Genomic DNA, 24,057 nt, shown 5'->3' on the forward strand with positions numbered 1-24,057 from the left:
CATGAATTCATCGACATTTGTCAGTGAATCAATAACGCAAACCCCACCCATTGTCTGGACTATAGCCGGTTCAGACAGTGGTGGTGGTGCGGGGATTCAAGCTGATTTATTAACTATGCAAGACTTGTCGTGTCACGGGTGTAGCGTGATAACCACATTAACCGCACAAAACTCAGTCAGTGTGAGCCTTGTTGAAACCGTTTCTGAATCCATGTTGTTGGCTCAGTTCAGTAGTTTACTCGTGGATTTGCCGCCAGTGGCGATTAAAATTGGCCTGCTTGCATCCCAAGCACAGGTCGACATATTGGCTGACTGTTTGGCTCAGATGCGTGCCACTCAGAAAGTGGTACCTTTTGTGGTACTTGACCCCGTCATGGTCGCCAGTAGTGGGGCTAATTTTAATTCTATCGATCTCGATTTTAGCCCTCTCATTGGTTTAATTGATTTACTAACGCCTAATCAGCACGAATTGAAGCGCTTATGTTCTCAGTCTGCATTGGCGCAAGATTGTGCTGATGTCGGCAACAATGGTTCTCAGCAACAGCAACAGCAAATGATCCACGATGCCAAATTGTTATCCGATACATTTAAATGCCATGTGCTCGCTAAAGGCGGTGATGCTCAGTGGCAGCAACAGCAGGCGATAGATGTATATGTGAGTAAAAGCGTTAAAGGCGCCAGCCTTGCACACAGTAATGCGGTGTTTATGTTAAGTAGCCCGCGAATAGCAACCACCAATAATCATGGCAGTGGATGCACATTATCATCTGCAATAGCGTGTTTTATTGCCCATGAGTTCGTGATCCATGATGCTATTGTGCTGGCAAAAGCCTACGTCAATAAGGGACTCACTTTAGGTGTAAGCCTCGGCCAAGGACCTGGTGTATTAGCCCGTACTGGTTGGCCTGCTGATTTAGGCATGATGCCATCAATCAAGCTAGTATCTTCAGACTCTCACGCTCAAAATCGGTTTAAGCAAACTGCACTGAATGGTTTTAAAGTGCTGCATCAATCCTTGGGGATTTATCCTGTTTTAGATGATCTTCGAATATTAAAAAATGTCTTAAAAGCGGGCTGCAAGACGGTCCAATATCGTGCCAAGCTAGCGACTAATACCGATGAACGGCAACGATTAACACTCGAAGCGAATATTATTGAGGCCATCAAACTAGGCCGCGAATATCATGCACAGTTATTTATTAATGACCATTGGCAACTGGCGATTAAACACGGTGCTTTTGGGGTTCATTTAGGCCAAGAGGATTTGGTCATTGCAGATTTAACCGCGATAGCGGCAACAGGAATGGCGTTAGGGTTATCGAGTCACAGTTATTTTGAAGCCTTGTTAGCCCACCAATGTTCGCCTTCATATATTGCTCTTGGGCATATTTTTGCTACAACGACCAAGCAAATGTCTTCCGCCCCTCAAGGACTCAGTAAACTTAAACGTTATGTTAGTTTATTTGCGCGCCATTATCCTACTGTTGCAATTGGCGGGATAAATCTCAATAATTTGGAGTTGATTGCGGACACCGGCGTTGGTGATGCTGCTGTTGTTAGAGCGGTAGCTATGGCTGACGATCCTGCGAAAGCGTATCGAGCCTTGCATCATAAATGGTTGCAGCTTACGCGGCCTTTGGCAAAAGCCTGTTCACCTCAGGAGGGCGTATGAATTCTCTATCTGGTCATGATTACATTCAGTATTCACGCACCATGTTACTGAGTGATATTGGAGAAGCAGGGCAGCTTGCCATTATGAATAGCCCTGTAGTGATCATCGGTGTAGGAGGCTTAGGAAATGTAGTGGCGCATTATTTAGCTGCTGCGGGTGTTCAGCAAATATTGTTAATTGATCATGACGTGGTTGAATTATCGAACCTGCCAAGACAGCTATTGTTTACGGCTGCAGATATTGGCCAAGCCAAAGTTGATATTGCCAAAAGTGCATTGAGCGATGCTTATCCTCAAATCAACATCGATGTACTCGCCGAAAAAGTGACCACCCAACACTTTAATCAGTTTGCCCAGTGCCAAGTAACACAACCTCTAGTATTTGATTGCACTGACAATGCCAGTGCACGGCAGCTTATTAACCAAATGTGTGTTAAGTACCAATTGACACTGGTTAGTGGTGCGATCAGTGGTTATCAAGGACAACTTTTTTGTATTGATTTTTCAGATTCATGCTCAGATTTTAAATCTCAATCTCAATTAGATTCAAACTGCGGTTGCTATTGTTGTTTATATCCACTTGATATGGACATGGCGCAAAATTGTACCCAAGTAGGAGTACTTGGGCCAGCGGTGGGTATTATTGGGAGTATGCAAGCGCTGGTGGGCCTGCAGCACATCTGCAATACCTTTACCCAATACGGTATTTTACATCGTTTTAATGCTAAAAATTTACACTGGCAGTATGCCAAAATGACTCGAGATCCAGACTGTGAAGTGTGTCATCAACAGGCATTAACTCAGCCTTCGGAGCAGCCTAATGCCACAAATTGATAGTCACTCTCAGATAACATTGCAACTTAATGGGGTCGAACAAATCGTTCGGGCTAATTTAAATTTAGCCGAATTATTGATTTTATGCGATTTACCCACTCAGTCAGTAGCTATCGTCGTCAATGATAGCGTTGTGCCTCGAAGTCGTTGGATGCATGCAGTGTGTCAAGCCGATGACAATATAACCGTCTTTTCTGCCGTTGCTGGAGGTTAATAATGTTAACGATAGCCGATCATCAATTTTCGTCTCGGTTACTCACCGGAACGGGAAAATTTTCAGATCACAATACGATGCTGCAAGCGATAGAACTCTCTGGATCGCAGTTAGTTACTTTAGCGATGAAGCGGATTGATTTAACCCGCGGTCATGACAATTTACTCGGTCCTTTGCAAAGTATGGGGGTTAAATTATTACCTAATACCGCCGGTGCGCGTAATGCCAAAGAAGCTATTTTTGCCGCTGAACTCGCTTATGAAATGCTCGGGACTAAATGGGTTAAACTAGAAATTCATCCCGATCCTAAATACCTCATGCCCGATCCTATTGAAACATTAATAGCGGCTCAACACTTATGCGAACAAGGCTATATTGTCATGCCTTATGTGCATGCTGATCCAGTCTTGTGCAGGCGCTTAGAAGAAGTCGGTTGCGCTGCGGTGATGCCACTCGGCAGTCCAATAGGCAGTAATCAAGGGTTAGCGACGGAAACATTCTTAAGCATTATTATTGAACAGGCCAATATTCCGGTAATAGTAGATGCCGGCATTGGCGCACCTTCACAAGCTTGTAGAGCTATGGAAATGGGCGCAGCAGCAGTATTGGTAAATACCGCGATTGCAAGTAGTGCCAATCCCCAACAAATGGCTAAATGTTTTGCTGATGCGGTTGCCACAGGAAGACAAGCTTATCTTGCTGGTTTAGGGGCAGTGAACAACCATGCTCACGCGACCAGTCCACTTACAGGGTTTCTTAACGATCCGTTAATAACGGATCGAAACCAGTCAGCTTCTAGTGTGAGTGATTCAAAATGAGCTATTCAAGGGTATTTGCGCAATTAGCCCCCGATGCGTTATCGATGAAGTTGTATTCAACAACCGCCAAAGATGTAGAGATAGCTTTGAAAAATCCGAGCGGTAATCTTGATAGCTTGTTGGCATTATTATCTCCTGCCGCAATGCCATACATTGAACCGATGGCCCAACAAGCAGCTCAGCTGACTCGGCAGAGATTTGGTGCCAATATTGGTCTTTTCTTACCCTTATATTTATCAAACCTGTGTGCCAATGAGTGCGATTATTGTGGTTTTAGTATGAGCAATAAGGTCAAGCGTAAAACTCTTACTCGTGATGAACTAGCAGCGGAAATGGCTATCATTAAACAACGTGGTTTTGATTCGATATTATTGGTGTCTGGCGAACACGAAACTAAAGTTGGAATGGAGTATTTTGAGTCGGTGCTACCGTTAGTTAGCAGGGCTTTTAATTACGTGGCAATGGAAGTTCAACCATTGGAGACTGATCAGTATCAGCGTCTTGGCAAATTAGGTGTTGATGCCGTTATGGTATACCAAGAAACCTATCGTGCTCATACTTATGTTCAGCATCATACTCGCGGTAAAAAACAAGACTTTATCTATCGCTTAGATACCCCTGACCGCGTGGCAAAAGCGGGTATCGATAAAATTGGCCTCGGAGTATTACTTGGGTTAGATGATTGGCGTTTAGATGCATTACTGATGGGCTTTCATCTCGATTACTTGGAAAATACCTACTGGCGCAACCGATACAGTATCTCATTACCTCGTTTACGCCCGTGCACTGGCGGTATTACACCCAAAGTTGAATTAACCGATGCTGGATTAGTACAAATGATCTGTGCGTTTAGGTTGTTTAACCCCCAACTTGAAATCAGTTTATCCACTCGTGAGCTGCCGTCGCTAAGGGATAATTTACTTCCTTTAGGAATTACTCATATGAGTGCAGGCAGTTCAACTCAACCAGGCGGTTATATGGCACCAGACAGCCAACTTGATCAATTTGAAATCAGTGATAACCGTCCAGTAGAGCAAGTTGTTGAACAAATGAAGCGACGAGGAATTAATCCAGTGTGGAAAGATTGGGAGATGGGTTGGATTAACGGTTAAAATCAAGGGCTGATTTGTTTGAAAACTGTACATATTAGTCGATTTAGGTCATACTAAATCGACTTTTTTATGATCAGGAGCAGTATTATGCAAGTTCAATCAGCCTATGCGTCAGGTATGCAGGGATTGCAGAGTGCTCAACAAGGTTTAGCGCAAGCAACAACATCGGTTGCCACTCCAGAGCAACAAAAACCAGCAGTGCCTAACACATCAGATACAGTGACATTAAGTGCTCGTGCTGTTGGACAAACTGACACCACTTCTGCTTTAGTGTCTGCTACTGAATCATCCAACCAAGCTCAAGCATCTGCTAAAGTGATTGAAGTGGCTTCTGAGACTGTTGGTAGCTTGATTGATATTGAAGTGTAAGCATGAGCGCGGCAATAGTTTCAGCCAATACGGGGTCAATATCCAATGCTGCGCAAATAAAATCCCGCAGTTCATTATTTGCGACAGCTGTTCAAGCTAACACTCGATCTAGTGCTCAATCTAGTACTAAAGCTAGCACTGATGTGGCTGCGACCCAATCTATCGACTTTCAATCGTCTGGTGCGACTGATAACCGTTATCTCAAATCTAGCTCAAGTTCATTTCAAACGACTGCTCCGTCAACCTCCGCATATACAGCACCATTAGATTTAACATCTAATTTAGCCAGCACCAATACTCAGCAGAGCTTTGCATTTAGCCCTTCGGAGTCGAATCGTCAGCCTCAAGCCTTTGTGGGCTCGGATCCTAGCAGTTACAGTTTGAAGAGCGGTCCACTCAATGTTGCTGGGGTCGTTAATCGTTCTCAAACTCCATTACTGGCTACAGGCGCACTCGCTGAAACATCTACCAGTACTCATGCATCAACTATTACCAGCAATGGTGATATAAGCAGAGAACAGCAGCCGGTGGCCAATATTTTTAATCAGCCATCAGCTAGCCCTGCTGCAGCGACAGATGATACTGCGCCGGTTTCAGATGGACAGAAAGCAACGGCAGATCCGCAATTGTCAAACGGTCAAGATGATAAGGCAGCAGAGCAGGTTGAGCAGCAAGTTGCAAAAAAACAACAGCAAATTGCACAAGCTGAAACAAAACAGATTGATCAACTCGCGCAGCGAGATACTGAAGTTAAAACCCATGAGCAAGCTCATGCCGCAGTGGGTGGAAGTTTAGCCCAGAGCCCTAGTTATCAGTATGAAAAAGGCCCAGACGGACGACGCTATGCCGTAGAAGGTGAAGTCAGTATTGATGTGTCGACTGTTTCTGGTGACGCTCAAGCGACATTAACTAAAATGCAGAAGGTGTATGCCGCAGCAATGGCGCCAGTGCAACCTTCTATGGCCGATATTCGAGTGGCTGCGCAAGCATTACAGAACATGAATGAAGCAAATAAAGAGTTGATTCAACATCGTCAACAAAATGTGAGTTCTACGCAGAAAAGTCAACATACGTCACTAGCTGATAATATTGTTAACTCTATGGATAATGATCAACAATTTACTTCAACAATGGACTCTAACAATATCATCACACCAAATAGCCGTACTTTAACTGTGGAGGGGTTTAGTGGAGATGAAGCAAATATGAATTTATTATCGGCAGAGCGGGGCGCTAATACGGTTTCAAATGCTAATATCCTAAGTGACACTATTTCGAATATTACGGATTCAAAAAATACAACAGTGGCCGAGGGTAACTCAACCCGTCAAATAGAAACGCCTTTGTCTTCACCCGAACGTTATCAGCAGCAACATCAGGCTATTGAAATATACGTATAATCCTCATTGTTATATCATTTTTTCAAATGTTGATTGGTAGTCGTTAACCTTATACCAAATTCATATCAAATTTATAAAATATGCAATACTAAGTGATTAAAACATTATTTCATATTTTGAGCGTCGTTATCTGTACATTGGGTATAAGCCGTTATCAAAATGCTCTCTGTTGTATCAACTAATAAAGATATTCTACATCGGAAAAGTCATGTGTTATTAAAACGTAAACGCAGATAAATCGATTGATCAACGTTCAATGAAACTCACCACATATTAATAAAACCACAACTACTGATAATTAACCATTAAATGGTAAATTATGATGTTTTAAAATTAAGCTTTCTAATAATTTACAGGCAGGACCTTGCTGATCGCGATTCGGTATCACTAAATTGAGCATTATTTTACGTTGGTAACTACCACGTAAATGTAAGCGAATGAGTTGTTTGTTGGCAATTTCTTGTTCGACTAAAAAGCTGGGTATCCAACAAAAGCCAATATTTCGGGCCAAAATGATTTTTGCTTCATGAAAGTTAGACACAGTCCAACGTTGTTCTGCTTTTAACCACCCAATATCGTTGGTAGCATTAACGCCAGTATCTTTAATCACAATTTGTAAGTGTTGGGCTAATTGCTTGTCATCTTCGATTAACGAAAGTTGTGCTAGAGGATGAGCAGGATGGCAGACTAATTCAAAATTTAATTCACCTAATGGCTCAGAGATATGGCCTTTTGGAGGGGTAGCGCAGATAGCAATATCAACTTGATTATTTTTTATTAATTCGTGAGTGCCTGATATAACTGAATCAATTATGGTCACACGAGTGCCGCGACTTTCAGGTAAAAATGCTGTTAATGACTCAACAAGGTCGTCCATCGGATAAACAATCTCTCTGGCAATAGTTAGATTAGGCTCCCAACCTTGACCTAGATTACAGGCTAATTGCTCAAGCTCTTCAACCGATTGTGTTAAGTGGCGAGAGCGCCGCAAAAGCACTTCTCCTTGTTCTGTTAAATAGGCTTTTCGACCTTTTACTTCAAGTAAGTTTATTCCTAATTGATGTTGCAACTTAGCCACAGCATGATTAAGTGATGACTGGCTTTTATTGAGTTTTTCTGCTGCTTGAGCATAACCGCCAAAATCAACGACGGCTTGGACAATTCGCCATTGTTCTAAGGTTGATTTAGCTCGGCTCATTAAGTGCTCTCTGTTTTGTTGATTAATAATGAAGGAAAATCATAGCATTTTTTGTAATAAAAAAGGCAAATGCAGCGCATTTGCCTTAGGCTGAACACGACTAACACTGAGTGTTATTGAGCATTAACCATAGAAGCTTTTGGCTTGACTAATTTTGGCAAGTTCTTCTTGGTGCTAGGAATATTATTTAAATATGGACCTTTATGTAATGTTTCAGGCCAATCTAATAACATCATTGCTAACACGTTTCTGTGTTCACCGCTGGATAAATCAGCTTTACCATGAGGTGATGGGATCATCATTATTTTAGGGTCATAAGCCGCAATCACGTGCTGTTTAACTTTATCAACAACTGGGTTATCACCGTTACCCGTAATTAAGAAACTAATACCCACTTCAGTAATAATATCTTCGGTGGTATCGGTTAAAATACGGTCAATGTTGTTCTCGAAATAATCTAAAATCCATTGATATTCTTTAGGTTCAACAGGGTGTTGATAATACTCGCTCGCTGAAAAAATAAAGTGAGTCATGCCATAAATTTTATTTTTGTATTGGCTTTTTTTGAGCAGATCATCTTTACTGTTTGGATATGTTTCAATAAAGGCTTTTTTATAAGCTTGGTAATAGTCGCCAACACCAATTTGTTTTGCCCAGTACACATAGTTAATTAATTGTGCAGCCCAAGCTTCAATCATTTTCTTATCGGTTAAAGCGGGTGCTAAGTTCACCTTTTTTAGGGTTTTTATCATTAAATCATGACAAGGACCAGTAAAGCCAAATTCATCGACACGACTGGCATAACGTAATAATACATCGCTATACAACATAAAATTAGGGTAAGGAGCCACGGCTGCCTTACGAGCTATACCACGAGGACCATTACCTAATTTATCTACTTCTATTTGTGACTCGCTTTTAATAAAGCCTGGTTTATCCAGATTACAAGAATAGTAGGCTTGACGTTCAGCAATAGTGAGCAAATCAATTAATGAACCATTGGCATATTTGGTTTCACCCGTCATGCGGTATTGACGGATGGAATAATGGCCTTGGACTCTCGGCGGTAATGAATAAAGCTGGGTTTCTAAATTAGCTTTGATACCTTGATAAACTTGTTCTGCCGTTAATTGGTGAGCTGTTTTGTCGACGGGCTCTTTTGCCAACGCCACACTACTAAACAACGTCGCTGACAATAGTAAGTACGAGAGTGTTTTACTGTTGCGTAGTTCCAGCATGTTTAAATCTCCTGATGAGTGAATGTGGGTCAATCGGCGGGCCAATGAGCTGCTCAAGTTGATCGTTTAAGGTTAAATATGTTTCGTTTACAACCAGTAAAGTGAATATTTCTTTTGCGGATTTTCTGGCCGGTGTCTCAGAAATAATCAGTTGAGTTAACGCGTTATGCCATAAAGGAAGATAATGATTAATGCCTTCATTAGCAATAGCTTGATAACTATATATTGCATCAGTTGCGCTTGGCCATTGTTGACCAAAGCTTTGCTCAAAAGCCACTGATAATGATTGGTTATGACTTAACCAATCATCTTGTTTCTCTCCTTCTATATCACCTTGATACTGATAAAATGCCAGTGAGACTTTTGCTCTAAACACCCCGAGTTGTTGTTGGTATTGCTCGGCTAATTGATGGCGCCCAGACAATTCAGGTAAATTAAGCTGCTGCTTAATATAGTGGGCTAACCACTGTGTTGCAATAGCATGAGTATCGATGTTTTGTCCTCTGTTGGTGAGAAAATAAAACTGCCCACCTTGCGCTAAGGATACTATTGCCTGGCTCAATGCGATAATTAATTTTTGTTGTTGTATCGAGTGGGTTAAGTGTTGTGGAAAACTAAGCGCATATTGGCCAAATTGATGGCCAATAACGGTTTGTTTTATCAATTGCCCATCTACGTTTCGACTATATTGCTGTTTACTGTGCGGATAGGTAAAGATTTCACCCAGTAATCGTTGTTGATGCCAAACCCGAATCATTCGTGTGTTACTCAGGCGATTATGCTCAATATCATCAGCGGAGGCATTCGATTTATCCATGTTTATTAGCTCAAACTTAAGACCTATAGACTCCAGGCTATCGAATATTTGTTGTAAAAAAACAGTGGAGCTCATCGTTTCCATGCTAGATGATTTACTGGCTCGGCTCAGTGCACGGGCTATGTTCCATGGCGCAATGTCGAGGTCAACGGTTTGACTGGCTAAAAATCGTGCTAGCTGCGTTGGGTCTAAACCATGCAATGACAACTGAGCTTGGGCTGTATTGCTATATTGTTGTTGTATTGCGCGTTGTTGCTGCAGTTGATGGATCAATGCAAGCGCAGGGGTTTGTTGGGCTTTAGCGCGAATTTGGTAGGCGAGCCACGCTTGTTTTCTACAGTATTCATTAGGTTGTTTAATTAAATACTTAGCAATATTAATATCGATATTAGTCTTGCCATCAGATTCAATATTAGCCTTTTGGGTTAATACACAATCTTGCTGATTAAATTGCATAGTAAATTGTTGACGTGACAATGCTTGATGAATACTTGCTTGGGCACTGTGCAGTTGTGATTTTTCGATTAACGGCCATTGGGTTCGTATTATCGTGATTAAACGCTGCCCTAACTGATCATAAGGTGATTCAAGGTACGGTAGTTTATCAATGAGGTATTGGGTTTGTGCTGCAGTTGTTAATGCATACAGTTCATCGGCAAGGTGTAGCTGACACCATAATAAACCTTGTTTATTGAGGCTATCGTTGGCGAAAGGGCGATAATATTGAATTCTGTCATTGATATTATTTAACGCAATAGTGCGCTTTTCAAATTCTACAGCTTGTTGTTCAACAGACTGAAAAGAAGCAAGCTTATCTGGTTCTAACTCAGGTTGATATTGTAAGCACTGCTCGATGAACAGTGCTAAAGGATTAGCCACAGCATTTGCTGTGGCTAAAATATTAAAAAATAGGGTTGCTACAAAAATGCTTTTTAGCATAAGCCACACGTTCCTCAACAGACATTGTTGAGCTTTTCATCGCTTCAACATGCTTAAGTCGAGGTAAAATCCCTCTACCATTGGCAATTTGAATTGTTAAACCTGGACGGGCATTCAATTCAAGTAACAATGGACCTTTGTTTTTATCTAACACCATGTCAGTACCCAAATACCCTAATTCACACATTTCATAGGCACTCGATGCCGTGTGGAGTAGGGTTTCCCAATGAGGAACAACTATGTTCGACAGTGGGAAGTGGGTATCAGGATGTTTATCAACAGGTAAATCAAATTGCACTGCGTGCAAACTGTTTCCGGTAGCGATATCTAAACCTACACCGACAGCACCTTGATGTAAGTTTGCTTTGCCATCTGATGCGGCGGTTGATAAACGTAACATTCCCATTACAGGAAAGCCTTTAAAGACAATTAGGCGGATGTCAGGGACACCTTCATAACTTAAGCCTTCAAAGACAGGGTCAAATTCAATTAACCCTTCTACAATTGCGACATCTGGCTTACCACCAAGTGAGAATAAACCACTTAAAATGTTAGATACATGACGATAAATTTCGCTATGAGTCACTTCATGGCCATTGGGCTTGTAATAACAGCCATTGCTCACTCTGGTGATCACCATAATCCCTTTACCGCCAGACCCTTTTGCTGGCTTGATTACAAAACCAGTTCGGTCAAGTACCATAGTTGGTATTTCTTGGATTTTATGTTGTTGATGAACAACTCCAATTAAATCGGGAACCGCAATACCATTAGCAAGCGCAAGTTGCTTAGTAATTAGCTTGTCATCAACGCGTTTATAAAACTTACGCTGATTATAACGACCAATATAGCTAATGTTGCGCCTGTTCATGTTGAGTACACCGCTACGGCTTAATTCCCAGGGCCAGGCGTACTTCATTATTGCTCTCCAACTAATGGTTTAAAGCGTTTTAGCTCAGTTAAACGGTAACCAGTGTACTGTCCCATCACTAATACCAACGCTAAGATCACTAAATGAACACCCAAGAAGTTGAATACCCAATGTTGAACTAATTGGTTGTCCATGGCTAAGTATGCCAATGTGGCTACAAATAAGCTGCCACCACCTGATACAAAGACTTTCTTAGGGCCTTCCTCTTCCCAGAGAATCGACATACGTTCAATGGTCCATGCCAGAATGATCATCGGGAAGAAGGTAATCGTTAAGCCTTCACTTAAGCCCAGTTTGAATGAGATTAGGGTAAATAAGCCGATAATAAAAATAACCACAATGATTACCGCCGATATTCGGGATATGAGCAGTAAGTTGAGTGTCGACAGATAGGAACGGATCATTAAACCAAAAGCAACAATCAGTAAGAATCCAATTAGGCCAGTTAAGAGTGTAGTTTGAATAAATGCCAGAGCAATCAATACCGGCATAAATGTACCCGATGTTTTGATGCCGACAATCACGCGTAAAAACACCACAACTAATACCCCGATAGGGATTAATAGAATGCCTTTAAATGTACTTTGTTCTTCAAGCGGTAATTGATACAGAGAGAAATCCCACGCATCGTCATTCATCATCATATCGATAGATGTCGCCAACGCTGAACGAGTATCTTGCAGCATTGAAAAATTCACTAATGAATTAGTTCCGCCCATAACATCAAGCACTGAATTACCAGTATATTCCCATAACACTAGGGTATTATCACGGCCTTTCTTGTTGTTTGGAACGTCGAAAAGCTCCCATTCACCATCATTATAAACTTGAACGTATGACGTGAGCTGCTGACGGCGTCGCTGATCTTCAAGTTGCAGACCGTTAACAATACGTGCCGGTACACCTTTTGAGTGCAGCATGTGCACAAACAAATTGGTTGGAGTATTAGCAGATAATAGTAAAGCCATATTTTGGCTTTGATCATTATCATTAATCAAATTCATTAGTTGCTGAGCAAAAGACAAATTAGTTGCACTGCGTACCCATACTTCTTCTGTTATTTGCTCTGCAGCTGATTTTTCAGTTGCAGGCCATAAGTAAGCTTCAGGTGCGACAGGCACTTCATCTGTTTCAATATTGAGTTTTCCAGTCGGTACCAAAGTCACTCGATAATACAGGGCTTGTGAGCCTGAAGCTTCACGAATGGACCACACCGCACGACGATTCTTGGCTTCAGCTGAAATAGTCAAACCATAGCCTGGTGACGATGCATTTTCGACTAAAATGTCAAACGCAGGATCGTTAGGTAATGAAAAATTGACTTCAGCAGGCTGGTTAGTGCCATTAAAACTGATTTTGGCATCAACGGCCCAACTTTGTACCTGTTCACCAGGTAAAAACGGCACATTGTGTTCTATACCACGATATATGCTGGTGCTGATCCCGATGATAAATAGCAACGCAACAAATATGTAAAACGGTTTACGAGAATGCATTACGGATCCTACTTAATTAACGTGGTAATTTGGTTTTTGGCTTTACCATGAATGTAGATTTGGCCTACATCAACAATGGCAATATCTTTCATAAACTTGCGACCTAGTAACAGAGGATAATCTAGGTGGCTTCGATCCGTAAGGTTTAAATCTGTTTCGGCGGCATATTTACCTATTTTTAAATGAGCATGGATAACGGGACGACGATCATCACCCGTATCAGCATCTTGTTTAATACGTACAAAGCGTTCTACTTTAGATTCAAACGTATTGACGGGTTGATCTATACCATTAGTTAGCACGTCATAGCGAACCCACTGTTCACCTTCACGTTCAAATAATACGATATTACGTGCATCTAATGATGATGATTCTGCACCCGTATCGATACGAGTGGCAAACTTAGCTTTTACTTCATCAACAAATACACTTTCGACTTCACCTAATAGAAACTTTTCGCCGATAATGTTTTCTGGACATTGCTGCAGAATTTCTGCTGCTTTTTGTATTGGCGGTTGAACAATAATTGTTTTCGGTTTTTGGTTCATCGCGGTACTAACTTGGGTCTTCAACTTTCTGATTTCGTCAGACAGCGCCGTCATCGTGTCTGCATGTTGGCTATTTTGTGAATTTATCACATCAATAATAGCGGTTTGAGACACTTGCAAACTGCTATTCAAATCAGCATTGGTTAGCGGAGGTGTTATTGGTTTTTGAGTATTTGTACAACCCGACATAAGGGCCGCTGCAACGGATAGAGCAATTACCTGCTTTAACATGTCAATTCCTGTTGAATAATATTATTTATACTAAATCGAGATTCGGTTGGTTCTTTGTTGCGATAATGATGGCCCTCTTGGGCGCAGGATAACCTTCTATAGTTAAGCTCACATCATTAGGATCAAGATAGTCGACTAGAGATTCATTTTTCATCCAGTGGGTGCTGCGTTGTTCTGCTAGCGAGGTGATATCAATGTCAACACAACGAATATCGGTAAACTCGCATTTCTTTAACCATAGCATTAAGGCTGCAACAGAAGGTAAAAACCAAACGTTGTTCATTTTGCCATATCTATCTTCGGGTACAAGCACCGCATTTTCATCGCCATCAATAACCAGAGTTTCAAGAACCAGTTCACCACCGACTCTTAATTGGTCCCGTAATTGTAGTAGATGATCTATAGGTGAGCGGCGGTGATAGAGTACGCCCATAGAAAACACCGTATCAAATGCATCCAAAGCAGGTAACTCTTCAATACCTAAGGGCAGTAAATGTACCGGGTGCTGATTACCTGCAACCCGTTTAATCGCTTCAAACTGACATAAGAATAATGGTGACGGGTCAATCCCGACCACTCGTGCTGCACCATCACCCAACATCCGCCACATGTGGTAGCCACTGCCGCAACCGACATCTAACACAGTACGATTTTTTAAAGGTGAAATGTAATTTTTAACTCGATCCCATTTCCAATCACTGCGCCATTCGGTATCAATTTGAATACCATGAACACAAAATGGACCTTTACGCCACGGTTGAAAGACAGCCAATAGGTTGGTGAGTTTTTCAACTTGACCGGGGCTGAGTTGTTCTCCGGTTCCAATCGTTACACTGCTGCTAAAATCTACTTTGTCAGGTTGTGGATAATGTAATTTATTGAGCACTTTTTCCCATTTAGGCAAATTACCATGCTTATGATCTCGTTGCCATTTACCTAAAATAGCTGGTAATGTTTCTAACCAATGTTGTAAGTTAGAATCAGCAATATCTTTATAAAAAGAACTGAAATTGATCATTTAATCGCTACCATTGAAGCAAAGTTGAAACACTGAAACCAGACAGAGAAATGACTGAAGCCGTTTTCGGTTAAGCGTTTTTGGTGCACATTTAAGCTGTCTGGACGCATAACGTTTTCTAATGCACTGCGTTTTTGACTTATTTCGAGCTCACTATACCCATTTGCACGCTTAAAATCTAAATGCTGTTCATCTAATAACTGTTGAATTTGATTATCTTCAAAAAATAACTTTTCTGAAATGACTAAAATCCCACCAGGTAACATACCGTCATATATGCGTTTAATTAGCGCATCTCTGTCATGAATAGGCAAAAATTGTAGGGTAAAGTTTAGCACTACCATCGACGCATTTTGAATGTCGATTTCTCTTATATCGGCACACAGTAAGTTAACCTTTATGTCGCTGACATAAGCCGCCAGATTTTCATTACAACGCTCAATCATAGACTGGCTGTTATCTACGGCATAAATTTGACACTCACGTCCTTCAATTTGGCGACGAATACTTAACGTTGCTGAGCCTAACGAGCTGCCTAGATCGTATATATTGCTTCTGGGTGTGACAAATCGGTTAGCAAAATCACCAATGGTATTGATAATTTGTGCGTAACCAGGAACCGAGCGGCGGATCATGTCATTAAATACACCCGCGACACGTTGATCAAATTGAAAATCAGTAATTTGGCCTGTTGCATTAGCGTATATCGTATCTTGTTGAGGGTTCATGAGTTGTTATGTAAAAAAATTATGTTTGTATTTTAGCTAATGATAGTGAACTGCAGCAAGTATCCTATTGTGTTTTTGTGAGTTTTTTTTCAAATAGTTGGATATGTTGTAAACAGGACCTGTTTTGAATGCTGATATTATATACAATCCGTTTAAATTATTAATGTGGCTTCGTAAAATTTGCAGGAAACAAGGTTAAATAATGATATTATTTAGCCTTGTTACAAAATAGTAACAAAAAGTGTCTGCTATGCTATTTTATTCTTTATTACGAGCGCTAATGGTATTTATCGTTGGGAATATGCAGCTAAATGCATTAAAAATGACAATGCAGCGGTTCATTAAATAGCTTAAACCAGCTTGGGGTAATAAATGGTCATTAATCAATTTTTTGGTCTTGCTCGCTTCGTGGTATTGATCTGCAATAGACTTGTTATAAGCGCAGCGATAAACAAGTTATAGCGTCTTGTTGGCTAAAATGGCAAGTTTGATATGAATATAAGTGAAATAATCTGATTTTTAGTTTATGTATCCATCTCTGTTAGTTCGAGTTGAGATTAAATAACCCGAGTTCAGATTAAATCAGTATAAAAAGTGAAAGTATTAGGGAAAAAACTTGAAATTTATACCTTGGATATTGGCAATATTACTTACGTGGATATCGTTACCTGCGTATGCAGTACATTCAGACAAAGCCGCAACACTAGATCAAAACTTACCATTGGTTATCGTGATGGGAGAAGATACTTATCCATTTGAATATTTGGATGAAACGGGAACGCCTGCCGGTATCATGGTTGATTTATGGCGCGAATGGTCAATGATTACTAATACCAAAGTACAATTTGTGTCACGGCATTGGCAGCAGTCACTTGATCAACTTGAACAGCGACAGGCAGATGTCCATATTGGTATGTCTAAAAATAATGCACGCCTGGAAAAGTTTGATTTTGCCGAGCCATTCACCTCGGTAAATACCTACCTATATGTTCACAAATCTCTTAACAGTAAGAAGCAAATTAGTGACTTAGTGCCTTATCAAATAGGTGTTGTAACGGGCTCTTCCCATGAGGCGACGTTATCAGCGATAGAACCTAAGCTAAGCTTTAAACGATATCAAAATCGTGAACAATTACTGCAAGCGGCTGTTAATGGAGAGTTGTTTGTTTTTGCCGGCATTGAAGGCTATCAGCGTAACTTAGCACTAGAGCAAGATATTGCGGCAAACTTCTATAGTTCATCACGTATTTTGATCAAAAAAATCAATTTATTACCTGCCGTCATCAAAGGCAATCAGGCTCTTATTACCAAAATTAATAATGGTTTTGAGTTAATTCCTGCCAAGATAATCCAGCAGATAGAGCGTCGTTGGTTAGGTTATCATCGACAAACCTCAGGTGTGATTATTGCTATGCAAAATGGAGTAGAGCCTTATGCTGACATCGGTGCTGATGGCTTACCACATGGGATGTTAGTTGACTTATGGACACTATGGTCTGAGAAAACCGGTATCAATATTGATTTTGTTCCCGGCGATATGAACAGCTCTATTGATGATGTTAAGCGTGGCGTGGCAGATGTACATATTGGTTATCCTGAAAGCCAAGATATGCGAACAGGCTTAAAGCAAGCGTGGCATATTATTTCGGTAAAGAGTCGTTTTTTTAGTTCCAATTTAACAATTAATAAAATTGAAAATATTGCAATGCGAATTGGTGTCTTTCCAACAGCACCTTATATCAGCGATATAAAAAAAGCGTTTCCTAAGGCACAGCTGCGTTTTTATGATTCATTAGACAGTATGGTCAAAGCGGCTCGTAATGATGAAATTAGCGGGTTTGTTTCTTCTGCAGCAATGACATCACATTATTTACTGGCCAATAAATTATGGGCTGAGTTTCGTCAATATACCAATATTGAATTTTCTACGGATATGTATGCGTTAACCCGAATTGATGACCGAGGTTTAGCCGATCGGATTCAAGCGGGCTTTAATTTAATCTCTGTTGAAGAGCAAATCCACATCGAGCGCAAATGGTTAATTAATCCTGACGATCGTTTTTTTGCCAATTCTGCCAATAAAATAAAACTAACAACTCAACAGAAACAGTATGTTAGTAGCCTAGGTGCAATTAAGATGGGTTACCTTAAAAATTGGGCCCCGATGGAGTTTCAGGGTAAAAATGGTGAGTTTTTAGGGGTTAACGCCGACATTAAAAACTTACTGGTTAAGCAACTCAATTTAACCATTATCCCCGTGGCTTACGATGACTTTGGTAATATGATGAGTGACCTGGTTAAAGGAGAAATTCATTTAGTTGCTAGTATGGCTAAAACCGCTGAACGCGAAAATACATTAGCGTTTTCGTTAGCATATTGGCCGTCACCTTGGGCGATAATCACGTCGTTAACTCAACCGCCTATTTTTAATATCTCACAAGTTGCCGGTAAACGACTGGCTGTTGTAGAGGGCTATCATATTGTTGACCAACTGCGTCAACAATATCCAGCGATAAATTTAGTGATTGTTGCAGATACCAAGCAGGGGATGGAATCGGTACTAAATGGCACTGCAGATATGTTTGTTGAGCAGGTCGCTACTTTGGCGACGACCTTAAAAGGTGGCCAGTATCCAAGTTTAAAAATGTCGTTATTAGCTGAACTTACCGAGCAGCATAGCCATATTGGTTTATTTCCTGGAGTTAAAAATTTAGTTCCTTTAATGGATAGGGTGATTGCAACCATTGATGAAACAGAACAACAAAACATGTATCAAAAATGGGTATCGTTAGATCTGAATAGCGACACATTACGTTATCAACGCTGGCTGAAACTATTGGTTATTAGTTTGCTAGTTATCACTCTTATAGCCATAGTGATATTGATGTCCAATCGGCGTTTAAATGTCGAAATTCAAAAGAGACTTAAAGCAGAAGAAAACCTTAAGTTTATGGCCAATCATGACAATGTTACTGCACTACCAAATCGTAGCTTACTTGATGATAGATTAGCGCAAGCAATATTAATTCATCAGCGAGACAAATTAAAATTTGCACTGTTATTTATTGATTTAGATGGTTTTAAAGCGATAAATGATCGGCATGGCCATCATGTGGGAGATAAGTTACTACAACGTATAGGCGTGCTATTAACCAAACACGTTAGAGAGTCCGACACAGTTGCCCGATTTGGAGGCGATGAGTTTGTGGTACTGCTAAATCACATAGAAGGCAAGGAAAGTGCCCGTCAAGTAGCAGACAACATGTTATTGGCCTTTAAAAAACCATTATTAATCGATGATGTCAGCGTTACTATTTCGGCCAGTATCGGCATCGCTGTTTTTCCAGATGATGCCGACAGTGCTGCTTTATTATTGAAAAAATCAGATCAGTTAATGTATCAAGCTAAAAAAGTGGGTGGCCATCAACATAAAATGAGTTAGTTTTTGGTTGATGGTTTTTCCGTCAGTCGATTGAGTTTATTCGCTGTAGGTCTGGTTAATTGCTGCAATCTGATTGATACTTCAATGCATAAGTTTGAGTCACGGTATATAATGCCGTTTTTATGGTTTTCGATTTCCAAAATACCGCTTTGTGGATAAAGGATAGAGTTCAATGCGCAGTCATTATTGTGGAGACATTAATACGTCTCATCTAGGTCAAGAAGTTACTTTAGTTGGTTGGGTTAACCGTAGTCGAGATTTAGGCGGAGTTGTATTTCTAGACTTACGCGATAGAGAAGGGCTGGTTCAAGTTGTGTATAACCCAGATCTAAAAGACGTTTTTGATATAGCGAGCACATTACGCAGTGAATTTTGTGTTCAAGTTAAAGGTGTCGTTAACGCTCGTCCTGATAGCCAAGTCAATTCGCAAATGAAAACAGGTGCAATTGAAATTTTGGGTACCCAACTGACCGTTATTAATGCTTCAGCACCGTTACCATTAAGCATGGATAATTATCAAAATAACAGCGAAGAACAACGTTTAAAATACCGCTATTTAGATTTACGTCGTCCAGAAATGGCTGAGCGTCTTATCTTTCGTGCCAAAGTGACTAGCTCTGTTCGTCGCTTTTTAGACAGTAATGGCTTTTTAGATATCGAAACGCCTATTTTGACTAAAGCCACCCCAGAAGGCGCGCGTGACTATTTAGTGCCAAGCCGGACTTATAAAGGTCAATTTTTTGCTTTACCTCAATCACCACAGCTGTTCAAACAGTTACTAATGATGTCTGGTTTTGACCGCTACTATCAAATTGTTAAATGTTTCCGTGATGAAGATTTACGTGCAGATCGCCAACCTGAATTTACGCAAATCGATATCGAAACGTCATTCATGTCAGCTGAACAAGTCATGGAAAAAACTGAGCAAATGATGCGCGGTTTATTTCAAGATTTATTGAATGTTGATTTAGGCGAATTTCCACGTATGACTTACGCTGAAGCCATGAAGCGTTATGGTTCTGATAAACCGGATTTGCGTAATCCGCTTGAGTTAGTTGATATTGCCGATTTAGTCAAAGATGTCGAGTTTGCGGTATTTAATGGCCCAGCAAATGATGTTGAAGGTCGCGTAGCTGCATTACGTATTCCAGCTGGTGCTTCTTTATCACGTAAGCAAATTGACGATTATACTAAGTACGCCGGTATTTATGGTGCTAAAGGCTTAGCATGGATGAAGATAAATGACTTAGCGGCCGGCATTGAAGGTATTCAATCTCCTGTACTTAAGTTTTTAACCGAATCGATCGTCAACGATATTATCAACCGTACTGGCGCACAAACAGGCGATATTATTTTATTTGGTGCAGATAAAGCCAATGTCGTAGCTGAAGCCATGGGCGCATTACGTATAAAAGCCGGTGAAGATTTCAAACTTCTTGAAGGTCAATGGCGCCCAATGTGGGTCATTGACTTCCCAATGTTTGAAAAAATAAATGGTGGTTTCCACGCTGTTCATCATCCTTTTACCGCGCCTCGTGGTATTAGCGCAGAACAGTTAGCTGCCGATCCTGCAGCAGCGATTTCAGATGCTTACGACATGGTGTTAAATGGTTGTGAGTTAGGTGGTGGTTCAGTGCGTATTCATAATGCTGAGATGCAAAGTACCGTTTTTGGTATTTTGGGGATTGAAGCTGAAGAAGCACAAGAAAAGTTCGGTTTCTTACTTGAAGCATTACGTTATGGTACGCCACCACACGCTGGTTTAGCGTTTGGTTTGGATCGTATTATCATGTTGATGACCGGCGCAAGCTCAATTCGTGACGTAATGGCATTTCCTAAAACGACTACCGCAGCGTGCCCATTAACTAACGCGCCAGGTTTTGCTAATCCAGTTCAACTGGCTGAGTTAGGCATTGCAGTGGTTGAAAAAGTTAAAACAGCAGAGTAAAGCGCTAACGATAGCCATTTGCTCGCCCTTGACAGGGGACTACATACCGAGGCTTTTGCCTCGGTACGTTTTTAACAAGTAAACAATTTACTTGTTACGTCCTATTGAATAGTAAGGAGATACAATGGCTGGACACAGTAAATGGGCCAATATTAAACACCGTAAAGCGGCACAAGACGCTAAACGCGGCAAGTTATTCACTAAATTCATTCGCGAACTCACTGTCGCAGCCCGCGAAGGCGGTTCAGATGTTGATGCCAATCCTAGATTACGTGCTGCCGTTGATAAAGCCTTATCCAATAATATGACTCGTGACACCGTTGAACGTGCAATTAAACGTGGTGCTGGTGAAGTCGATGGTCAACAATTAGAAACCATCATTTATGAAGGTTATGGCCCCGGTGGTACAGCCGTAATGGTTGAAACCATGACAGATAATCGTAATCGTACTGTTTCGGGTGTACGCAATGCATTTAATAAGTCGGGTGGTAATTTAGGCACCGATGGCTCAGTGGCATATTTGTTTACTAAATCGGGCATTATTTCTTATGACACTGATATTGATGAAGATAGCTTAATTGACAGCGCATTAGAGGCTGGTGCAGAAGATGTTATCACCCATGACGATGGTTCTATCGATGTGTTCACCACTCCAGACACTTTTGGCAAAGTCAAAGATGCACTTGATAGCGCATCTTTTGGTTCTGTCCATGCTGAAGTGACTATGGTTGCGTCATTAAAAGCTGAACTCGATGCTGACACGGCTGAAAATTTTTTACGTTTAATTGATACCTTAGAAGATCATGATGATGTACAAGAGGTATATCATAATGCTGAGATTTCAGACGACGTTATGCAAGCGTTAGATAACGCATGAGGCATCAATGGCCATTATTTTAGGCGTCGACCCCGGCTCCCGTATTACCGGTTATGGTGTGATCCAATGCCAAGGCCGTCAACAGATTTACCTTGGCAGCGGCTGTATTCGAACATCTGCCGACGATTTACCACAACGATTACAACAAATTTATGCCGGTTTATGCGAAATTATTACCCAATATCAACCTGATGAGTTTGCCATTGAACGGGTATTTATGGCCAAAAATGCTGATTCGGCTCTTAAATTAGGCCAAGCTCGAGGCGCGGCGATTGTCGCAGCTACATGTGCTGGATTACCTGTTGCCGAATACAGTGCTACACAAATAAAAAGTGCTGTCGTTGGCACTGGCAGAGCTCAAAAAACGCAAGTTCAACATATGGTGAAGCAATTACTTAAGCTACCTGCGTCACCACAGGCCGATGCCGCGGATGCATTAGGCGTAGCAATATGCCATTTTCATACTTATCAAAGCCTTATCGCTATGGGCGGTAAAGCAAGCAGCAGAACATATGGAAGATACAAATGATAGGTCGTTTAAGCGGTATTTTAGTTGAAAAACAAGCCCCTGAAGTGGTGTTAGACGTCAATGGTGTCGGTTACGAGTTACAAGTGCCGATGACCAGTTTTTATGAGTTACCTGCGTTAAATCAGGCAACCATGTTATTTACTCATTTTGTGGTGCGTGAAGACGCTCAATTGCTTTATGGTTTTATTACTAAGCAAGAGCGGGCTTTATTTCGTTTATTGATTAAAACCAATGGTGTTGGCCCTAAGCTAGCGCTAACGATTTTATCGGGTATGACAGCATCAGAGTTTGTCTCATGTGTTGAACGCGATGATATAGCTACCTTAGTTAAATTACCTGGAGTGGGTAAGAAAACAGCTGAACGTTTAGTGATTGAAATGCGTGATAAGCTTAAAAGCTTACTTGAGGCTTCTGCAGGGGCTGAGCGTGAATTTATGCTGCAAAGTAATTATACCCCAGCGCCAGCAGCAGACAGTGCAGAAGAAGATGCAATTTCAGCGTTATTATCTTTAGGCTATAAGCCTGCTCAGGCCAGTAAGTCTGTTTCTGCAGCGTTTAAACAAGGCATGAGTTCTGAGACACTGATTAAAGCTGCCTTAAAATCAATGTTATAAACACGATGTGCATAAACAGGGTACGTAAAAAATGATTGAAGCTGATCGCCTAATCCAGCCACAAGTACAAGGTCAAGATGAACAGATTGACCGTGCTATGCGGCCTAAAATGTTGGATGAGTATACCGGCCAAGATGATACTCGAGCTCAGCTTAAGGTGTTCATTCAAGCAGCGATAAACCGTCGTGAAGCCCTTGATCACATGTTAATTTTTGGTCCCCCAGGTTTAGGTAAAACAACCTTAGCAATGATTGTTGCCAATGAAATGGGTGTGAACATAAAGTCCACTTCTGGGCCTGTACTTGAAAAAGCCGGTGACTTAGCCGCCTTGTTAACCAATCTTGAAGAGGGTGATGTACTGTTTATCGATGAAATTCATCGTCTAAGCCCTGTAGTTGAAGAGATTCTTTATCCGGCAATGGAAGACTACCAACTTGATATTATGATTGGTGAAGGTCCTGCTGCGCGTTCGATTAAATTAGATTTACCGCCATTTACCCTTATTGGCGCAACAACTCGCGCAGGAGCATTGACATCTCCACTGCGGGCTCGTTTTGGTATCCCATTACGTTTGGAATTTTACAATGTCAAAGATTTGACCACCATTGTGATCCGCTCAGCTAAGGTGATGGAACTTGAGGTTGATCTGCAGGGGGCGATTGAAATTGCCAAACGTTCACGCGGTACGCCGCGAATTGCCAACCGTTTACTGCGCCGGGTTCGCGACTATGCTGAAGTTAAACATGACGGTAAAGTGACCCAAAAAGTGGCTGAATATGCACTTGATCTACTCGATGTTGATGAGGAAGGCTTTGATTATTTAGATCGTAAACTTTTGCTTGCCATTATTGATAAATTTATGGGGGGACCTGTAGGGTTAGACAATCTTGCCGCAGCCATTGGTGAAGACAGAGAAACGATTGAGGATGTATTGGAGCCTTTTTTAATCCAGCAAGGTTTTATTCAACGTACACCCAGAGGTCGAATTGCCTCTCAAAGAGCTTATGATCATTTCAGTTTGGTTAAACCTGAAAAAGTGTAATCTTTTTAAAGCTTTTTTGGTAGATTATGATAAAACCAGCTTT

Annotated in this window: 21 protein-coding genes; 13 read left to right on the forward strand and 8 right to left on the reverse strand. The window is 41.1% G+C overall.

Features of this window, described 5'->3' with window-relative positions; translation table 11 throughout:
• Nucleotide 1: 1 nt before the first annotated feature.
• The 7 genes from thiE (at nucleotide 2) to EGC82_RS10170 (ending at nucleotide 6,418) form a co-directional block, all read left to right on the forward strand.
• Complete coding sequence (thiE, locus tag EGC82_RS10140; protein WP_124730652.1) at nucleotides 2–1,672, forward strand: thiamine phosphate synthase; 1,671 nt, start codon at nucleotides 2–4, stop codon at nucleotides 1,670–1,672.
• Nucleotides 1,669–2,505 (forward strand): HesA/MoeB/ThiF family protein, encoded by an 837-nt coding sequence (locus EGC82_RS10145; RefSeq protein WP_164839122.1) that lies wholly within the window; start codon nucleotides 1,669–1,671, stop codon nucleotides 2,503–2,505. The genes thiE and EGC82_RS10145 overlap by 4 nt, the downstream gene beginning before the upstream one ends.
• Nucleotides 2,492–2,719 carry a sulfur carrier protein ThiS gene (gene thiS, locus EGC82_RS10150; protein ID WP_124730654.1) on the forward strand — a complete coding sequence of 76 codons (228 nt, stop codon included), beginning with the start codon at nucleotides 2,492–2,494 and terminating at the stop codon, nucleotides 2,717–2,719. Before EGC82_RS10145 ends, thiS begins: the two co-directional genes overlap by 14 nt.
• 2 nt (nucleotides 2,720–2,721) lie before the next feature.
• Nucleotides 2,722–3,537 carry a thiazole synthase gene (locus EGC82_RS10155; RefSeq protein ID WP_124730655.1) on the forward strand — a complete coding sequence of 272 codons (816 nt, stop codon included), beginning with the start codon at nucleotides 2,722–2,724 and terminating at the stop codon, nucleotides 3,535–3,537.
• Entirely contained in the window at nucleotides 3,534–4,649 is a 1,116-nt protein-coding gene (gene thiH, locus EGC82_RS10160; protein WP_124730656.1) for a 2-iminoacetate synthase ThiH, read from the forward strand. Before EGC82_RS10155 ends, thiH begins: the two co-directional genes overlap by 4 nt.
• Before the next feature lie 87 nt (nucleotides 4,650–4,736).
• Nucleotides 4,737–5,018 carry a chemotaxis protein gene (locus EGC82_RS10165; protein WP_124730657.1) on the forward strand — a complete coding sequence of 94 codons (282 nt, stop codon included), beginning with the start codon at nucleotides 4,737–4,739 and terminating at the stop codon, nucleotides 5,016–5,018.
• Nucleotides 5,019–5,020: 2 nt separating this feature from the next.
• Entirely contained in the window at nucleotides 5,021–6,418 is a 1,398-nt protein-coding gene (locus EGC82_RS10170) for a putative metalloprotease CJM1_0395 family protein (RefSeq protein WP_124730658.1), read from the forward strand.
• A 298-nt stretch (nucleotides 6,419–6,716) separates the two neighbouring features.
• Here EGC82_RS10170 and EGC82_RS10175 read toward each other — a convergent pair whose 3' ends face one another.
• From EGC82_RS10175 to cmoA, 8 genes are all read right to left on the reverse strand, one after another.
• Nucleotides 6,717–7,616 carry a LysR family transcriptional regulator gene (locus tag EGC82_RS10175; RefSeq protein WP_124730659.1) on the reverse strand — a complete coding sequence of 300 codons (900 nt, stop codon included), beginning with the start codon at nucleotides 7,614–7,616 and terminating at the stop codon, nucleotides 6,717–6,719.
• Nucleotides 7,617–7,729: 113 nt separating this feature from the next.
• The gene (locus EGC82_RS10180) at nucleotides 7,730–8,854 is read right to left on the reverse strand and encodes a DUF3541 domain-containing protein (protein WP_124730660.1); all 1,125 of its coding nucleotides are present in this window, start codon (nucleotides 8,852–8,854) and stop codon (nucleotides 7,730–7,732) included.
• Entirely contained in the window at nucleotides 8,832–10,610 is a 1,779-nt protein-coding gene (locus tag EGC82_RS10185) for a hypothetical protein (RefSeq protein WP_124730661.1), read from the reverse strand. The genes EGC82_RS10180 and EGC82_RS10185 overlap by 23 nt, the downstream gene beginning before the upstream one ends.
• Nucleotides 10,573–11,529 (reverse strand): alpha-L-glutamate ligase-like protein, encoded by a 957-nt coding sequence (locus tag EGC82_RS10190; RefSeq protein ID WP_124730662.1) that lies wholly within the window; start codon nucleotides 11,527–11,529, stop codon nucleotides 10,573–10,575. Before EGC82_RS10190 ends, EGC82_RS10185 begins: the two co-directional genes overlap by 38 nt.
• Nucleotides 11,529–13,037, reverse strand: coding sequence for a UUP1 family membrane protein (locus tag EGC82_RS10195; protein WP_124730663.1), 1,509 nt, complete (start codon nucleotides 13,035–13,037; stop codon nucleotides 11,529–11,531). Before EGC82_RS10195 ends, EGC82_RS10190 begins: the two co-directional genes overlap by 1 nt.
• Nucleotides 13,038–13,045: 8 nt before the next feature.
• Nucleotides 13,046–13,816: an ATP-dependent zinc protease family protein gene (locus EGC82_RS10200; protein ID WP_124730664.1), complete on the reverse strand. Its 771-nt coding sequence runs from the start codon at nucleotides 13,814–13,816 to the stop codon at nucleotides 13,046–13,048.
• Nucleotides 13,817–13,841: 25 nt separating this feature from the next.
• Nucleotides 13,842–14,834: a tRNA 5-methoxyuridine(34)/uridine 5-oxyacetic acid(34) synthase CmoB gene (gene cmoB / locus EGC82_RS10205; protein ID WP_124730665.1), complete on the reverse strand. Its 993-nt coding sequence runs from the start codon at nucleotides 14,832–14,834 to the stop codon at nucleotides 13,842–13,844.
• The gene (gene cmoA / locus EGC82_RS10210; protein ID WP_124730666.1) at nucleotides 14,831–15,562 is read right to left on the reverse strand and encodes a carboxy-S-adenosyl-L-methionine synthase CmoA; all 732 of its coding nucleotides are present in this window, start codon (nucleotides 15,560–15,562) and stop codon (nucleotides 14,831–14,833) included. The genes cmoB and cmoA overlap by 4 nt, the downstream gene beginning before the upstream one ends.
• Nucleotides 15,563–16,178: 616 nt before the next feature.
• On the opposite strand from cmoA, the gene EGC82_RS10215 reads away from it, so the two are divergent.
• The 6 genes from EGC82_RS10215 (at nucleotide 16,179) to ruvB (ending at nucleotide 24,014) form a co-directional block, all read left to right on the forward strand.
• Nucleotides 16,179–19,004: a transporter substrate-binding domain-containing protein gene (locus EGC82_RS10215; protein WP_124730667.1), complete on the forward strand. Its 2,826-nt coding sequence runs from the start codon at nucleotides 16,179–16,181 to the stop codon at nucleotides 19,002–19,004.
• Nucleotides 19,005–19,176: 172 nt separating this feature from the next.
• Nucleotides 19,177–20,952, forward strand: coding sequence for an aspartate--tRNA ligase (aspS, locus tag EGC82_RS10220; RefSeq protein ID WP_124730668.1), 1,776 nt, complete (start codon nucleotides 19,177–19,179; stop codon nucleotides 20,950–20,952).
• A gap of 124 nt (nucleotides 20,953–21,076) precedes the next feature.
• A complete protein-coding gene (locus EGC82_RS10225; RefSeq protein WP_124730669.1) occupies nucleotides 21,077–21,829 on the forward strand; it encodes a YebC/PmpR family DNA-binding transcriptional regulator in 753 nt (250 codons plus the stop codon).
• Nucleotides 21,830–21,836: 7 nt separating this feature from the next.
• Nucleotides 21,837–22,358: a crossover junction endodeoxyribonuclease RuvC gene (gene ruvC / locus EGC82_RS10230; protein ID WP_124730670.1), complete on the forward strand. Its 522-nt coding sequence runs from the start codon at nucleotides 21,837–21,839 to the stop codon at nucleotides 22,356–22,358.
• Nucleotides 22,355–22,972 carry a Holliday junction branch migration protein RuvA gene (ruvA, locus tag EGC82_RS10235; RefSeq protein ID WP_124730671.1) on the forward strand — a complete coding sequence of 206 codons (618 nt, stop codon included), beginning with the start codon at nucleotides 22,355–22,357 and terminating at the stop codon, nucleotides 22,970–22,972. Before ruvC ends, ruvA begins: the two co-directional genes overlap by 4 nt.
• Before the next feature lie 31 nt (nucleotides 22,973–23,003).
• Nucleotides 23,004–24,014, forward strand: coding sequence for a Holliday junction branch migration DNA helicase RuvB (ruvB, locus tag EGC82_RS10240; RefSeq protein WP_124730672.1), 1,011 nt, complete (start codon nucleotides 23,004–23,006; stop codon nucleotides 24,012–24,014).
• The last annotated feature ends 43 nt before the right edge of the window (nucleotides 24,015–24,057 follow it).

The organism is Shewanella livingstonensis (assembly GCF_003855395.1).
Taxonomy (GTDB): Bacteria; Pseudomonadota; Gammaproteobacteria; order Enterobacterales; family Shewanellaceae; genus Shewanella; species Shewanella livingstonensis.

Excerpts from the sequence above, each read along its gene's own strand:
- EGC82_RS10170 (WP_124730658.1), top strand. The coding sequence starts at position 5,021 with ATGAGCGCGGCAATAGTTTCAGCCAATACGGGGTCAATATCCAATGCT.
- ruvB (WP_124730672.1), top strand. The coding sequence starts at position 23,004 with ATGATTGAAGCTGATCGCCTAATCCAGCCACAAGTACAAGGTCAAGAT.
- EGC82_RS10195 (WP_124730663.1), bottom strand. The coding sequence starts at position 13,037 with ATGCATTCTCGTAAACCGTTTTACATATTTGTTGCGTTGCTATTTATC.
- ruvC (WP_124730670.1), top strand. The coding sequence starts at position 21,837 with ATGGCCATTATTTTAGGCGTCGACCCCGGCTCCCGTATTACCGGTTAT.
- ruvA (WP_124730671.1), top strand. The coding sequence starts at position 22,355 with ATGATAGGTCGTTTAAGCGGTATTTTAGTTGAAAAACAAGCCCCTGAA.
- EGC82_RS10185 (WP_124730661.1), bottom strand. The coding sequence starts at position 10,610 with ATGCTAAAAAGCATTTTTGTAGCAACCCTATTTTTTAATATTTTAGCC.
- EGC82_RS10165 (WP_124730657.1), top strand. The coding sequence starts at position 4,737 with ATGCAAGTTCAATCAGCCTATGCGTCAGGTATGCAGGGATTGCAGAGT.
- cmoB (WP_124730665.1), bottom strand. The coding sequence starts at position 14,834 with ATGATCAATTTCAGTTCTTTTTATAAAGATATTGCTGATTCTAACTTA.
- cmoA (WP_124730666.1), bottom strand. The coding sequence starts at position 15,562 with ATGAACCCTCAACAAGATACGATATACGCTAATGCAACAGGCCAAATT.
- EGC82_RS10155 (WP_124730655.1), top strand. The coding sequence starts at position 2,722 with ATGTTAACGATAGCCGATCATCAATTTTCGTCTCGGTTACTCACCGGA.
- EGC82_RS10145 (WP_164839122.1), top strand. The coding sequence starts at position 1,669 with ATGAATTCTCTATCTGGTCATGATTACATTCAGTATTCACGCACCATG.
- thiS (WP_124730654.1), top strand. The coding sequence starts at position 2,492 with ATGCCACAAATTGATAGTCACTCTCAGATAACATTGCAACTTAATGGG.
- EGC82_RS10180 (WP_124730660.1), bottom strand. The coding sequence starts at position 8,854 with ATGCTGGAACTACGCAACAGTAAAACACTCTCGTACTTACTATTGTCA.
- thiE (WP_124730652.1), top strand. The coding sequence starts at position 2 with ATGAATTCATCGACATTTGTCAGTGAATCAATAACGCAAACCCCACCC.
- aspS (WP_124730668.1), top strand. The coding sequence starts at position 19,177 with ATGCGCAGTCATTATTGTGGAGACATTAATACGTCTCATCTAGGTCAA.
- EGC82_RS10200 (WP_124730664.1), bottom strand. The coding sequence starts at position 13,816 with ATGTTAAAGCAGGTAATTGCTCTATCCGTTGCAGCGGCCCTTATGTCG.
- EGC82_RS10175 (WP_124730659.1), bottom strand. The coding sequence starts at position 7,616 with ATGAGCCGAGCTAAATCAACCTTAGAACAATGGCGAATTGTCCAAGCC.
- EGC82_RS10190 (WP_124730662.1), bottom strand. The coding sequence starts at position 11,529 with ATGAAGTACGCCTGGCCCTGGGAATTAAGCCGTAGCGGTGTACTCAAC.
- EGC82_RS10225 (WP_124730669.1), top strand. The coding sequence starts at position 21,077 with ATGGCTGGACACAGTAAATGGGCCAATATTAAACACCGTAAAGCGGCA.
- thiH (WP_124730656.1), top strand. The coding sequence starts at position 3,534 with ATGAGCTATTCAAGGGTATTTGCGCAATTAGCCCCCGATGCGTTATCG.